The organism is Agrobacterium sp. MS2 (assembly GCF_003261015.1).
Lineage (GTDB): Bacteria > Pseudomonadota > Alphaproteobacteria > Rhizobiales > Rhizobiaceae > Agrobacterium > Agrobacterium pusense.
The window spans coordinates 93,731-106,420 of record NZ_QLNF01000025.1; the positions used below are offsets into that span (position 1 = coordinate 93,731).

Here is a 12,690-nt window from a genome sequence, read left to right on the forward strand (position 1 = left end):
CGAGTGTATAGTCAAAACGTGCTCCTCTACGAGCACGTGCCGGAAGCTCAGTAGTCTCTGCCAATGCCCCGCTATCAGCCGATCAAAATCGCCCTGATGTCATTGACATTCGTGAGCGTTGGACCGGTCACGACAAGATCTCCTGCCGCCCTGAAAGCCGTATAGCTGTCGTGGCTCACGAGTGACTGGCGCGGATCGACACCGGCTGCGCGCATACGGGCAAGTGTGTCCGGCGTCACCACGGCGCCCGCGGCATCCTCCACTCCGTCTATGCCGTCGCTATCGCCGGCAATGGCCCATATGCCATCAGCACCTTTGAGCGTCAGCGCAAGGCTCAGCAGGAATTCCGTGTTGCGGCCGCCCTTGCCGGCCGGCCCCTTGCCGATCGTAACCGTGGTTTCGCCGCCGGAAAGCAAAATGGCCGGGCCTTTGAGTGGCAGGCCCTTGCGGCGGGCGGAAATCGCGATACCGGCCATGACCGCGCCGACATCCCTGGATTCACCCTCCAGCGAATCCCCGAGGATGAGCGGCGTTAAGCCAAGCTTCACCGCCTCATCCGCTGCCGCCTGCAAGGCGAGCGAGGGGGCGGCGATGAGCCGGATATCTTCCGCGATATCGCCGGCCTTCGGGGTTTCCTCGCCTTTTTCCAGCACTTTGCGCACATTTTCGGGAAGATCGAGCGCATAACGGGAAACGATTTCACGCACGGTTTCAATATCGCTCGGGTCGGCGACCGTCGGGCCCGAGGCAATTTCCGAGGGATCGTCGCCCGGCACGTCGGAGATCAGCAGGGAAACGACCCTCGCCGGTTTGGCGGCCAGCGCCAGTCGCCCGCCCTTGATGCGGGAGAGGTGCTTGCGCACGGCGTTCATTTCGGAAATCGTGGCGCCGCTGGCAAGCAAAGCGCGGTTGACCGCCATCTTGTCCGCAAGCGTCATTCCCTCGGCGGGTGAGACCATCAGCGCCGAACCACCGCCGGAAATCAGCGCGATGACCATGTCGTCTGCAGTCAACCCTTCAACGGCGGCGAGAATGCGTTTTGCGGCTTCGGCGCTCCTGTCGTCCGGCACCGGATGCGAGGCTTCGATGATTTCAATGCGCCCGGTCGGGACGGCATGGCCGTAACGCGTCACCACCACGCCGGAAAGATCGACATTTGGCCATGCCGCTTCAAGCGCTGCGGCCATTGCGGCGGAAGCCTTGCCTGCGCCAACCACCACACACCGCCCTCTAGGCGGGGAGGGCAGGTGTTGTTGCAACACTTTAGAGGGATCGGCGCTGGTGACTGCGGTCATGAAGATGCGGTTGAGAGCGTCTCTTGCGGACGTATCGTTCCATGCGGTCATTTGTTCATACTCCGATCCAGAGGAAGCCGAGCGCAAACAATGCCGGCAATGCCTGAATGAACAGGATTTTGATATTGGCTGTCACGGCGCCAAAAATACCGGCCACCAGCACACAGGTCAGGAAGAAGACCTTGAAGTTCAGCCCGTCGTCACCCTGCGTGAGCCCATAGATCAGCCCCGCTGCGAGAAAGCCATTATAAAGACCCTGATTGGCGGCCAGCACTTTCGTCTGCCGGGCAAAATCCGCGGAAATACCGAAGGCCTTGCGACCGGCAGGCTTCTCCCAAAGCAGCATTTCCAGGATGACGATGTAAATATGAATTGCCGCGATCACGGCGATCAGAAAGCTGGCGATCATCATCGGTTCCTCCAAACCCTGATTCCCGTCGCCCGGTCTGTCAGGGTAACAGGTGGCAAACGGATCATTCCGTTTTAACGGTGCAACAGGTAGCCGCAAGGCCAGAATCCTCTCTTCCCGTACGAACTGGTGAAGAGCGCCGCCGGCCGCCCATGAGGAAGATGCGGTGGAGCGGATAAAGATCCTTTCCCATAATTTCCGCCAAGTCTGTGATATCCGCCGAGAGGGCGCGTCTTAAGCCGCATCCTCCAGCCCTGCCGCATCTTTCCTGCGGAACTGGCTGGGTGGTGCGCCGATTACCCGTTTGAAGGCGCGGCTGAAAGAGGCCTCGGAATCGTAACCGAGCTTTTCGGCCGCTAGCGTCACCCGCATGCCCTCTCGCAGCCACAGCCGCGCCTGATGCATGCGCACCCGAACCACATAACGCGCGGGGCTTTCTCCTACCACGCGGGTGAAACGTTCCGCGAAACTTGAGCGCGATGCGCCCATCAGGGAGGCGAGTTCTTCCACGCTCCAGTCCTTTTCGGGATTGAGGTGAATGGCGGCGAGCACGCGGCCGAGTTCGGGATTGCGCACGGCGGCAAGCCAGCCGCTGGAATCGCCGCAGCCATATTCCACCCAAGTACGGATCAGCGTTGCAGTCAGCACATCGGCCAGCCGCGCCAGAATGCCACCCGCGCCGACGCGGTTCAGCTCGACCTCCCGCGTCATGGCTTCCAGAAGATGGGGAATGGCCGGATCGCTTTTGGCCAGATCGCTGGTCAGCATCACGTCAGGCATCAGCTGCAGCAGCGGATGCAGGTTATCCATGTTGAAACGCATCGAAGCGGTGAAAGCCACGGTATCGCCACCCGCACTCGCGCACTCCATGTCGAAAATGCCCTGACACACTTCCTTCTTGCCGAACCGGTCGAAGGGGGAAGGGGCCACCTTTTCACCGCTCGCCAGCACATGTGCATGCCCGCGCGGCAGAAGCACGGCGTCGCCACATGTCAGGGTCAGCCATTCACCCGAGGGTTTTTGCAATTTCGCATGCCCCACGCCGATGAAATGAAACCGCGCCGCCTCCTGTTCGGGAAAAGCCGTCGCCCAGGGGGTGGCCATGCGGCAGCGGCCATATTCCACACCGTCAAGCCTGAGGCCACGCAACATTTCCGTCAGGGCATCGTTCATGGTATCTCGCATATTCGGACGATTGGTTAAGGAATACGGATTTTCTAGCATGGAAACGCCGGGCTGTCACGCATAGCCTGCTTGCATCGATTTGCAGTCGTTGAAGCGGGGCTCCCAACCGGCTTCCTCGCCTTGCCCTTTCCGTTTCACGACGCGTTCCGGGAATGCGCATCAGGAGATTTTCATGAATAGCCGGACCATAAACGAACTGGAATATACGCCGCGTAGACAGGAGCCGGATGCGAAATGGGCCGCTGTGGTTTCACTTTCGCTCGGCGTTTTCGGATTGGTAACGGCGGAATTCCTGCCCGTCAGCCTCCTGACGCCGCTATCGGCTGATCTCTCCATTAGCTCCGGCATTGCCGGACAATCTATAACCGTCACGGCGTTGGTCGCGGCGGTTGCGGGCCCGGGTGTCGTCATCGGCACACGCGGCTTTGACCGGCGCTGGACCCTGCTGGGGCTGACCACGCTGCTGATCATCTCCAGCACACTGGCCGCTTTTGCCAATGGGCTTTTCATGCTCTTTGCCTCGCGCGTCCTGCTGGGCATCGGTCTTGGCGGCTTCTGGGCCATGTCGGCGGCGCTGGCGTTGCGGCTCGTGCCTATTGAAAAAATGCCACGCGCCATGGCCATCATCCTTACCGGGGTCTCCGTCGCAACCGTGTGTGCGGCACCGGTGGGCGCGTGGATTGGCGCGACGCTCGGCTGGCGATCGGCCTTCGTCGTTGCCGGCGTGCTCGGCGTCATTGCGCTCGCCGTGCAATTGCTCACCGTGCCTTCGCTGCCGCCGGCCGGTGCCCCCGGCGTTTCCACCATGTTCCGGCTGCTTCAGCGAACCCAGGTCCGGATCGGTCTTTTGACGACGCTATTTATCGTTGCGGGCCACTTTGCCGGCTTCACCTATGTCCGACCGTTCCTGGAAGACGTGCCGCAGCTTGGCGTGGAGGCGATTTCGCTTGTTCTGCTGATTTACGGTATCGGCGGTTTCTTCGGCAATCTTTTCGGTGGTTTCCTTGCCGAAAAGAACACGGCCTGGGCGGTGACCTTCGCCGCAACGCTGATCGCCGCATCGGCTTCCATCCTGGTGATTGCCGGCGCATCTCCCGTTGTTGCCGGCCTTGCCATCGCCTCCTGGGGTTTTGCCTTCGGCGCATTGCCCGTCAGCGTGCAGAGTTTCATCACGCGTGTTGCCTCGGATGAGGCCGAGAGCGCGGGTGCGCTGCTGCTTACGACATTCCAGATCGCTATTTCCAGCGGTGCGGTTCTTGGCGGCCTGCTGATCGATCTCCAGGGCGCAACCATGGTGTTCGTCTTCGTGGCCATCGCAGCTCTTCTCGGCGCCTCGCTGATGGCGTCGCGGCGCGGCGTGGTGCCGCAGGTGAAGGCATCGCAGGGCTGAGGACCTAGCGAGAGGAATGGGCCTGCATTCTTGTGGGCCCGCCTTCGCTACGACTGGTTTCGGGTTTAAACCGTCTTGATCGCCTTCTGCGTCCGGTCCTTGCCCACTTCGATCACATGCCGCATGGCCTTCACCGCCGCATCCGCGTCCCGCGCCGCGATGGCGTGGACAATGCGAAGGTGGTTGGATGCGATCTCCGCGATGGTGCCGGGCGATGCGGCCGGTGACGAAAGCTGGAATGAGATGGCAAGCGCCGCCTCGATCAGCCCGCTTGCCGAACGCATGAAGGGATTGCCGGACATATGCGCGACGGCAAGATGGAACTCGAGATCCACCTTGGCGATGCTCTCCGGCGTATGCTGCGGATTGTCGAATTTTGCGGCGATGACGTAAAGCGAGACAATGTCTTCATTGGAGGCCTGGAGAGCTGCTGCCGCCGCCGCCGCCGGCTCCAGCGCCAGCCGAATTTCGGCCAGGTGCTTCACAAATTCCTGGTCGATGCCGGCTTCGCAGCGCCAGCCCAGCACATCTGGATCAAAGAAATTCCAGCTCGAACGGTCGAGCACCCGGGTGCCCACCTTCGCCTTCGGTTCCACCAGCCGCTTGGCCGCCAGCGTCTTCATGGTTTCGCGCAGCACCGTGCGCGAGACGCCGAAACGCATGGAGAGCTCCGCATCGTTGGGCAGCAGAGAGCCTTCGGCGATCCTGCCCGAGACGATGGCGCTGCCGAGTTCGGAAACCACATGCGCGTGGCTGTTCCGGCGTTTTCGCCCGCTAATCGTCGTTTCGAGCAGCCCCAAGCAAGCCTCCGTTTGCGTTATGCCGGATGCGGTCCGGCCAGTCTCCTGTTTGAATACCAGATGATTGCGCGCTGCAACACGATGAACACGAAAAGCAGCACGCCGATGACGATTTTCGTCCACCAGGAGGACAGGGTTCCATCAAAAACGATGTAGGTCTGGATCAGGCCCTGGATCAAAAGCCCCACAAAGGTTCCCGCGACCAATCCCGTGCCGCCGGTCAGAAGTGTACCGCCGATGACGACGGCGGCGATCGCGTCCAGCTCCACGCCCACCGTCGCCAGCGAGTAACCTGACGAGGTGTAAAGCGTATAAACGATGCCAGCGAGGCCGGAGAGAAAGCCGGAAAGTGCATAGATGCCAATGGTGGTGGTCCCGATCGGCACGCCCATCAGCTCGGCAGATTGCGGATTGCCGCCCAGCGCATAGACATTGGCGCCGAAGCGCGTGCGGCTTGCGATCAGCGTGCCGGCGGCGAAGACGAGAAGCATGAGCATGGCGAGCGCCGTCAGCCTGCCGCCGCCTGGAAAGCGGAAATAAAAGCCCTGTATCGCATCGATGAAAGGATGTGAGATCGGCACCGACTGGGTGGAGATCAGATAGGCAGCCCCGCGCGCCAGGAACATGCCTGCGAGTGTCACCACAAAGGGCGGGATGGACAGAAAGCGGATCATCGCGCCCATGAGGCAGCCAAACAGCGTGGAAATCAAAAGCACGATGGCGAAGGCAAGCAGCGGATGGATGTTATAGGTGCCGACCAGGACGGCCACAAAGACGCTGGTGAAGGCAATGACGGAACCAATTGAGAGATCGATGCCGCCTGACAGGATGACGAAAGTCATGCCGACGGCGGCTATGCCAAGAAAGGCGTTGTCGGTAAGAAGATTTCCGATCACCCGCGTCGAAAAGATCGCCGGATATTGCATCACGCAAAGAAGATAGGCGACGACGAAAATCGTCAGCGTGGTGAGGAAGGGCAGGTTGCGGCTGTGGATCATCGCGCGGTTCCTTCCTTGGTCATACCGTTGGTGGCGGTTTTGGCGTGCTGCTTTGGCGCTTTCACGAAACCGAGGACGGCCATGATCGCCGGAGATTGCAGCGTCAGCACCACCATGATGATGCCGGCCTTTATGATGAGGTTGAATTCCGGCGGAAAGCCCGAGACGAGGATGCCGGTATTGATGGTCTGGATGATGAGCGCGCCGATCAGCGATGCGGTGATGGAGAAGCGGCCACCATTTAGTGAAGTGCCCCCGATGACCACCGCCAATATGGCGTCCAATTCCAGCCAAAGGCCGGCATTGTTGGCATCCGCACCACGAATATCCGCCGTCACGATCATGCCGGCGATCGCCGCGCAAAGACCGGAAACGGCATAGACGAAGAACAGCAGAAAGCGCGCCCTTACACCGGCAAGAGCCGCTGCGCGGCGATTGATGCCGGTCGCTTCGATCAGGAAACCGAGTGCGCTCTTGCGAACGAGAAAGCCTATCAGGAGCGCGGCCGTTATCCAGATGATGACGGGCAGGGGCACACCGGCAAATGCGCCGGAGCCGATCGCGGAAAAGCTGTCATTGTTGAACGTGAGGATGACGCCCTCGGTGATGAGCTGCGCGATGCCGCGCCCTGCCACCATGAGGATCAGCGTGGCGATGATGGGCTGTATGTCGAGAAGAGCAACCAGCACGCCGTTCCAGAGGCCACAGACAATTCCCACGCCAAGCGAAATGGCGATGACGGCGGGAATGGAATGTCCATTGCTGATGAGCGTGGCGGCGACGGCGCCGCAGATGGCGATGACAGCACCAATGGAAAGATCGATGCCCTTGGTCGCGATGACCAGCGTCATGCCGATGGTGAGCAGCGCCACGGGGGCGGCGCGCACAAGAATATCCACCAGACTGCCATAGAGCCTGCCATTTTGAAACGACACATTGAGGAAGCCGGGCGAAATGATTGTAATCGCTGCGAGAATGATAAAAAGCGCAGCAAGCTGCGGTGCAAGTCTTCTAAGACGCCGATTGACTGCCGTCATCATGCCGCCTCCGTTCTGGCCGCATCTGCGATCGCACGCATGATATTGTCGGCCGTCACTTCGCCGCCTTTCAGCTCGCTGACATGCCGGCGGTCGGAAAGCACGACGACACGATGCGCCACGGCGGTGAGTTCTTCCAGTTCGGAGGATATGACGACAAGCGACATGCCCTCGCTGCAGAGTTTTTCGATCATTTTGAGAATTTCCGCGTGGGCGCCGATATCGATGCCGCGTGTCGGCTCATCGAGGATCAGAAGCCGGGGATGGGTGGCCAGCCAGCGGGCCAGGATGGCCTTCTGCTGGTTGCCGCCGGACAGGAACTTGATCGGCCGGTCGGGGTCGGCCGGGCGGATATCAAGGGATTTGATGAAACCTTCCGCCAGCTCTGCCTTTTGCCGGCGCGACAGCGGCCGCGCCCATCCCTGCCGGGCCTGAAGGGCCAGCGCGATGTTGTCGGTCACGGAGAAATCACCAATGATGCCGTCCGTCTTGCGTTCTTCGGGACAGAAACCGAAACCGGCCGCAATCGCCGCCTCGGGAGAAGAGATCGTCACCGCCTGCCCGTCGATCGTTGCTTTGCCCGTGTCGGGGCGGTCTATGCCGAAGAGCAGGAATGCCGTTTCGGTCCGGCCGGAGCCGAGAAGCCCTGCCACGCCGACGATTTCCCCGGGGCGTATCCCGAGATCGAAGGGAGAGACGCTGCCGCGTTTGCCATAACCTTCGAAGCGAATGCTTGGCTCGCCTTCGGCGATTGTTTCTTCGGTCGCCTGATGGTCATGGGTGATCTGTTGAAGTTCCCGGCCGAGCATCATCGATATCAACTCGGAACGCGGCAGGCTGCCGATTTCGCGTGTGCCGACAAGCCGGCCGTTGCGCAGCACCGTCACCCGGTCGGCGATATCGTAGACCTGATTGAGGAAATGAGTGATGATTACGATACCGATACCGCGCGCCCGCAGCTTTTTCAGTACGCCGAACAGCATTTCAACCTCATGAGCGTCGAGGCTGGCGGTCGGTTCGTCCAGCACCAGCACCTTGCCGGAAAGATCGACGGCGCGGGCGATGGCGATGATCTGACGGATGGCGACGGAATAGCTGAAGAGAAGGGCGTTGACGTCAATGGAAAGGCCGTACTGGGCAAGCAGCGCCTGCGAATTCTTTTGCATCGTGCTGCGGTCGATCAGCCCGAAGCGCCGCGGCTGGCGGCCAAGGTAGAGGTTCTCCGCAACGGTGAGGTTTTCGAGAAGGTTGACCTCCTGATAGACGGTGCCGATGCCAAGGGCCTGCGCCTCACCCACATTGGCGGGCGAGATTTCGCTGCCTTCCAGAAAGACTGATCCGCTGCCGCGGCTGTAGACGCCCGTCAGGATTTTGATCAGCGTCGATTTGCCCGCGCCGTTTTCGCCGAGCAGGGCATGGATTTCGCCGTGCCCAAGCGCAAAGTCGACGCCATCCAGCGCCGTGATCCCTAGAAAGGATTTGCCGATGGCGCGTGCTTCCAGAAGTGGTGCCGTTTCGGACATTGAGCAGTTTCCGTATTGCAATGGGTTTTGGTAGAGCAATCGGCAGGGAGCGGCGTATTTCTTCTCTCCGCCGGGGAGAAGGTGGGCCGAAGGGTCGGATGAAGGGGCAAGCTCTTCTGACATCTCCAGGCTTGCCCCCTCATCCCACTGCCGCGGACTTCTCCCCGGACGGGGAGAAGAAACAAGTGGCATGCGCTCGCTCCATACGAGACCATTCTGCAGACTAGATCGGAAAGGTTTCGCTCTCCTCAACAGAAAGAGACGGCGCAATCCACGCGCCGTTTCTGCAAAGAATGGCTTAGTAACCCAGGCCCTTCTTCGCCTCGTAGACCTTCATCGGGTCGTCAGATGCCGTGTAGAGCTTGGATTCGGTCTGAATCCACTTCGCCGGAGCCTTCTTGTCTTTCAGATAGGCTTCGAGCGCGTCGAATGCCGGGCCGGCCATGTCGGGCGTCAGTTCCACGGTGGCGTTGGCTTCACCGGCTGCCATAGCCTTAAAGATGTCAGGCACGGCGTCGATCGACACGACCTTGATGTCGGTTCCGGGCTTGAGACCGGCTTCCTTGATCGCCTGGATCGCGCCAACGGCCATATCGTCATTGTGGGCATAGACCGCACAGATGTCCTTGCCGCCGCCTTCCGCCTTGATGAAGCTTTCCATCACTTCCTTACCCTTGGTGCGGGTAAAGTCACCCGTCTGCGAGCGGACGATCTTGATATTGGCGTGCGAAGCGATGGCTTGCTCGAAGCCCTTCTTGCGGTTGATGGCGGGCGAGGAGCCGGTCGTGCCCTGCAATTCCACCACCTTGCAATCCTTGGAACCGACGTCCTTCACCAGCCAGTCACCGGCAACCTTGCCTTCGTGGACCTGGTCCGAGGTAACTGCGGTCAGGTAAAGATCATCGGGAGCCTCGATCTGGCGATCGAGCAGGATGACAGGGATTTTCTCTTCCTTGGCTTCCTTCAGGACAGCATCCCAGCCCGTTGCGACGACCGGTGCAATCAGGATTGCGTCGACGCCCTGCGCGATAAAGCCGCGAACGGCCTTGATCTGGTTTTCCTGCTTCTGTTGCGCGTCGGCGAACTTAAGCGTGACGCCGCGCTTCTCGGCCTGCTGTTTGGTAACGGTGGTTTCAGCCGCGCGCCAGCCGGATTCCGAACCGATCTGCGAGAAGCCGACGGTAAGCGATTTGGCGGAAACACTTGATGCAAGGCACAGCGAAACGGCGACAGTAACTGTCGCGAGAGCTTTTCTCATCTTAATCCTCCCAGAGATGATGTCAGCGTGACGCGATCACTATGAGCATATAGTAATACTCTTGAAAAGCGATTTTTTAGCCTTTCCGCAATTTGGCTTCGGTGAACCGTGGTGAATTTTCGCCATAAAATACGATGAATCAATGGGTTGAACGAAAGAAAGCCTCATTTTTCCGCTCGCGGAACTGGCCTGACGTGGCCTCAGAGGCGACTTGACAGAAGGCGATTGTCTCTAATAGTAATACAAATAAAGAGACTTTATAAAAGGCGGAGCGGGGAGCCGAAGAGCTAGCCGCATTCCCGCAAGGCATGGGAGGGAGAGGCCGTTGCGCGACACCGGTATCACCATAAATACCGAAAAATATTCGGCTAAATCCGAAGAACGGCTTCAGGTCACTCGTCTGGCGCTGCTCTGTCGGTTATGCGTGTTCTCCGAAAGCTGATTCCATTTTCCTTTCGCACAACATAAGCTTGTCGCATTTCGTAATATTTTACCGTTGGCCACTTCCGGCTGGAGACCTGCATCATGACTACATCCGACAAACTGCCTGCAACACAAGGCAAGCTTCGCTCGCGCGCCTGGTTCGACAACCCCGCAAATGCGGATATGACCGCGCTTTATCTCGAGCGTTACATGAACTTCGGTCTGAGCCAGGCCGAGCTTCAGTCCGACCGCCCGATCATCGGCATCGCGCAGACGGGTTCGGACCTTTCTCCTTGCAACCGTCACCATCTGGAACTGGCAAACCGCCTGCGCGAAGGTATCCGTGAAGCTGGCGGCATCGCCATCGAATTTCCGGTTCACCCGATCCAGGAAACCGGCAAGCGGCCGACCGCAGGTCTCGACCGTAACCTCGCCTATCTCGGCCTCGTGGAAGTGCTTTATGGCTATCCGCTCGACGGCGTCGTTCTGACCATCGGCTGTGACAAGACCACGCCTGCCTGTCTCATGGCGGCGGCCACCGTCAACATTCCGGCCATCGCCCTTTCCGTCGGCCCGATGCTGAACGGCTGGTTCCGCGGTGAACGCACCGGCTCCGGCACCATCGTCTGGAAGGCACGTGAACTGCTGGCGAAGGGTGAGATCGATTATCAGGGCTTCGTCAAGCTTGTCGCTTCCTCGGCTCCGTCGACCGGCTATTGCAACACCATGGGCACGGCGACGACCATGAATTCGCTTGCCGAGGCGCTGGGCATGCAGCTTCCCGGCTCCGCCGCCATCCCGGCGCCTTACCGTGATCGTCAGGAAGTCTCCTACCTCACCGGTCTGCGTATCGTCGAAATGGTCAAGGAAGACCTGAAGCCATCGGACATCATGACAAAGGATGCGTTCATCAACGCCATCCGCGTCAACTCGGCGATTGGCGGCTCCACCAACGCGCCGATCCACCTGAACGGCCTTGCACGTCACGTCGGCGTCGAGCTGACAGTGGATGACTGGCAGACCTATGGTGAAGACGTACCGCTGCTCGTTAACCTGCAGCCGGCCGGTGAGTATCTCGGCGAGGATTATTACCATGCCGGCGGCGTTCCTGCTGTCGTCAACCAGCTGATGACCCAGGGGCTGATCATGGAAGATGCCATGACGGTCAATGGCAAGACCATCGGCGAAAACTGCCGTGGCGCGATCATTGAGGACGAAAAGGTCATTCGCCCCTATGAACAGCCGCTCAAGGAGCGCGCCGGCTTCCGCGTTCTGCGCGGCAACCTGTTCTCCTCCGCCATCATGAAGACGAGTGTGATTTCGGAAGAGTTCCGCAACCGTTACCTTTCCAACCCGAACGATCCCGAAGCTTTCGAAGGACGTGCCGTGGTGTTCGACGGTCCGGAAGACTACCATCACCGCATCGATGATCCGTCGCTGAAGATCGACGCCAACACCATCCTGTTCATGCGCGGTGCCGGCCCGATCGGTTATCCCGGCGCGGCAGAAGTCGTGAACATGCGCGCTCCGGATTATCTGCTGAAGGAAGGCGTCAACTCGCTGCCCTGCATCGGCGATGGCCGTCAGTCCGGCACTTCGGGCAGCCCGTCCATCCTCAATGCTTCCCCGGAAGCAGCAGCAGGTGGCGGCCTTGCCGTTCTGCAGACAGGCGACCGCGTCCGCATCGATGTAGGCCGCGGCAAGGCGGATATCCTGATTTCTGGTGAAGAACTGGCCAAGCGTTACGAGGCTCTGCATGCAGAGGGTGGCTACAAGTTCCCTGACCACCAGACGCCATGGCAGGAAATCCAGCGCGGCATCGTCAGCCAGATGGAAACCGGCGCGGTCCTGGAACCTGCCGTGAAGTATCAGCGCATCGCCCAGACCAAGGGCCTGCCGCGCGACAACCACTAACAGCCATCACAAGACTATGCGGCCCCGAGGACAACCTTGGGGCCGCTTTCGTTTCTTTTAACGGTAAACTAGAAATATTGAGGTCTATGGACCGACCAACGCTATCATGCGCCCCGCGCCCCCCATCATGAGGCCACGGAGGGTCAATGTGTCGATGGCTTGGAGCGTGCGGCAGACGCTCAGATCACCGGGTAAAGCGACCAGAAAAACAGTTCATATTCCTGATCGCGATCGTCATCATGCGATTCGTCGTCGGGTCTGCGCGGTGTTTTGTCCTGAAACTCGGTCTCCACCCGCTCATTGACGACGGGCATCCTTCGGCCGATGCCAAAGAGGTCAAAGGAGAGCATGTTGAACCCTGCTACCATGGCCGTTTCCCTTCTTCACGCGAGTTAACGTAGCGTTAAGTTTCGCGCGTTGCCATGATTTCGTCAAGATTGGCGGAGGAATTTGTCTAC

11 protein-coding genes are annotated in these 12,690 nt (G+C 59.8%); 2 read left to right on the forward strand and 9 right to left on the reverse strand.

Annotated features, from left to right (window positions below; genetic code table 11):
- Positions 1 to 74 precede the first annotated feature (74 nt).
- From DOU54_RS11230 to DOU54_RS11240, 3 genes are all read right to left on the reverse strand, one after another.
- Positions 75 to 1,346, reverse strand: a complete 1,272-nt coding sequence (locus tag DOU54_RS11230; protein ID WP_113731304.1) for a glycerate kinase type-2 family protein — start codon at positions 1,344 to 1,346, stop codon at positions 75 to 77.
- A 4-nt stretch (positions 1,347 to 1,350) separates the two neighbouring features.
- Positions 1,351 to 1,704 (reverse strand): DUF1304 domain-containing protein, encoded by a 354-nt coding sequence (locus DOU54_RS11235; RefSeq protein ID WP_113731327.1) that lies wholly within the window; start codon positions 1,702 to 1,704, stop codon positions 1,351 to 1,353.
- Between the two features lie 234 nt (positions 1,705 to 1,938).
- Positions 1,939 to 2,877, reverse strand: a complete 939-nt coding sequence (locus DOU54_RS11240; protein ID WP_035208187.1) for an AraC family transcriptional regulator — start codon at positions 2,875 to 2,877, stop codon at positions 1,939 to 1,941.
- A 184-nt stretch (positions 2,878 to 3,061) separates the two neighbouring features.
- Here DOU54_RS11240 and DOU54_RS11245 point away from each other — a divergent pair, with 184 nt between their 5' ends.
- On the forward strand, positions 3,062 to 4,279 hold the full coding sequence (locus DOU54_RS11245; protein ID WP_113731305.1) for an MFS transporter: 1,218 nt from the start codon (positions 3,062 to 3,064) through the stop codon (positions 4,277 to 4,279).
- A gap of 65 nt (positions 4,280 to 4,344) precedes the next feature.
- On the opposite strand, the gene DOU54_RS11250 is transcribed toward DOU54_RS11245, so the two are convergent.
- From DOU54_RS11250 to ytfQ, 5 genes are all read right to left on the reverse strand, one after another.
- Positions 4,345 to 5,079 (reverse strand): FadR/GntR family transcriptional regulator, encoded by a 735-nt coding sequence (locus DOU54_RS11250; protein WP_006697251.1) that lies wholly within the window; start codon positions 5,077 to 5,079, stop codon positions 4,345 to 4,347.
- A 17-nt stretch (positions 5,080 to 5,096) separates the two neighbouring features.
- Positions 5,097 to 6,077: a galactofuranose ABC transporter, permease protein YjfF gene (yjfF, locus tag DOU54_RS11255; protein ID WP_113731306.1), complete on the reverse strand. Its 981-nt coding sequence runs from the start codon at positions 6,075 to 6,077 to the stop codon at positions 5,097 to 5,099.
- Positions 6,074 to 7,114: an ABC transporter permease gene (locus DOU54_RS11260; protein ID WP_161794454.1), complete on the reverse strand. Its 1,041-nt coding sequence runs from the start codon at positions 7,112 to 7,114 to the stop codon at positions 6,074 to 6,076. Before DOU54_RS11260 ends, yjfF begins: the two co-directional genes overlap by 4 nt.
- Positions 7,114 to 8,637 carry a sugar ABC transporter ATP-binding protein gene (locus tag DOU54_RS11265; protein WP_113731307.1) on the reverse strand — a complete coding sequence of 508 codons (1,524 nt, stop codon included), beginning with the start codon at positions 8,635 to 8,637 and terminating at the stop codon, positions 7,114 to 7,116. The genes DOU54_RS11260 and DOU54_RS11265 overlap by 1 nt, the downstream gene beginning before the upstream one ends.
- A gap of 298 nt (positions 8,638 to 8,935) precedes the next feature.
- Positions 8,936 to 9,895 carry a galactofuranose ABC transporter, galactofuranose-binding protein YtfQ gene (gene ytfQ / locus DOU54_RS11270; protein ID WP_004438884.1) on the reverse strand — a complete coding sequence of 320 codons (960 nt, stop codon included), beginning with the start codon at positions 9,893 to 9,895 and terminating at the stop codon, positions 8,936 to 8,938.
- Between the two features lie 525 nt (positions 9,896 to 10,420).
- On the opposite strand from ytfQ, the gene DOU54_RS11275 reads away from it, so the two are divergent.
- A complete protein-coding gene (locus DOU54_RS11275) occupies positions 10,421 to 12,232 on the forward strand; it encodes an IlvD/Edd family dehydratase (protein ID WP_035208190.1) in 1,812 nt (603 codons plus the stop codon).
- A 179-nt stretch (positions 12,233 to 12,411) separates the two neighbouring features.
- On the opposite strand, the gene DOU54_RS27420 is transcribed toward DOU54_RS11275, so the two are convergent.
- Positions 12,412 to 12,600, reverse strand: coding sequence for a hypothetical protein (locus DOU54_RS27420; protein WP_003506556.1), 189 nt, complete (start codon positions 12,598 to 12,600; stop codon positions 12,412 to 12,414).
- Between the last annotated feature and the right edge of the window lie 90 nt (positions 12,601 to 12,690).

Coding starts and splice junctions, on each gene's coding strand:
- DOU54_RS11230 (WP_113731304.1), bottom strand. CDS start 1,346: ATGACCGCATGGAACGATACGTCCGCAAGAGACGCTCTCAACCGCATC.
- DOU54_RS11235 (WP_113731327.1), bottom strand. CDS start 1,704: ATGATCGCCAGCTTTCTGATCGCCGTGATCGCGGCAATTCATATTTAC.
- DOU54_RS11240 (WP_035208187.1), bottom strand. CDS start 2,877: ATGAACGATGCCCTGACGGAAATGTTGCGTGGCCTCAGGCTTGACGGT.
- DOU54_RS11245 (WP_113731305.1), top strand. CDS start 3,062: ATGAATAGCCGGACCATAAACGAACTGGAATATACGCCGCGTAGACAG.
- yjfF (WP_113731306.1), bottom strand. CDS start 6,077: ATGATCCACAGCCGCAACCTGCCCTTCCTCACCACGCTGACGATTTTC.
- DOU54_RS11260 (WP_161794454.1), bottom strand. CDS start 7,114: ATGACGGCAGTCAATCGGCGTCTTAGAAGACTTGCACCGCAGCTTGCT.
- DOU54_RS11265 (WP_113731307.1), bottom strand. CDS start 8,637: ATGTCCGAAACGGCACCACTTCTGGAAGCACGCGCCATCGGCAAATCC.
- ytfQ (WP_004438884.1), bottom strand. CDS start 9,895: ATGAGAAAAGCTCTCGCGACAGTTACTGTCGCCGTTTCGCTGTGCCTT.
- DOU54_RS11275 (WP_035208190.1), top strand. CDS start 10,421: ATGACTACATCCGACAAACTGCCTGCAACACAAGGCAAGCTTCGCTCG.
- DOU54_RS27420 (WP_003506556.1), bottom strand. CDS start 12,600: ATGGTAGCAGGGTTCAACATGCTCTCCTTTGACCTCTTTGGCATCGGC.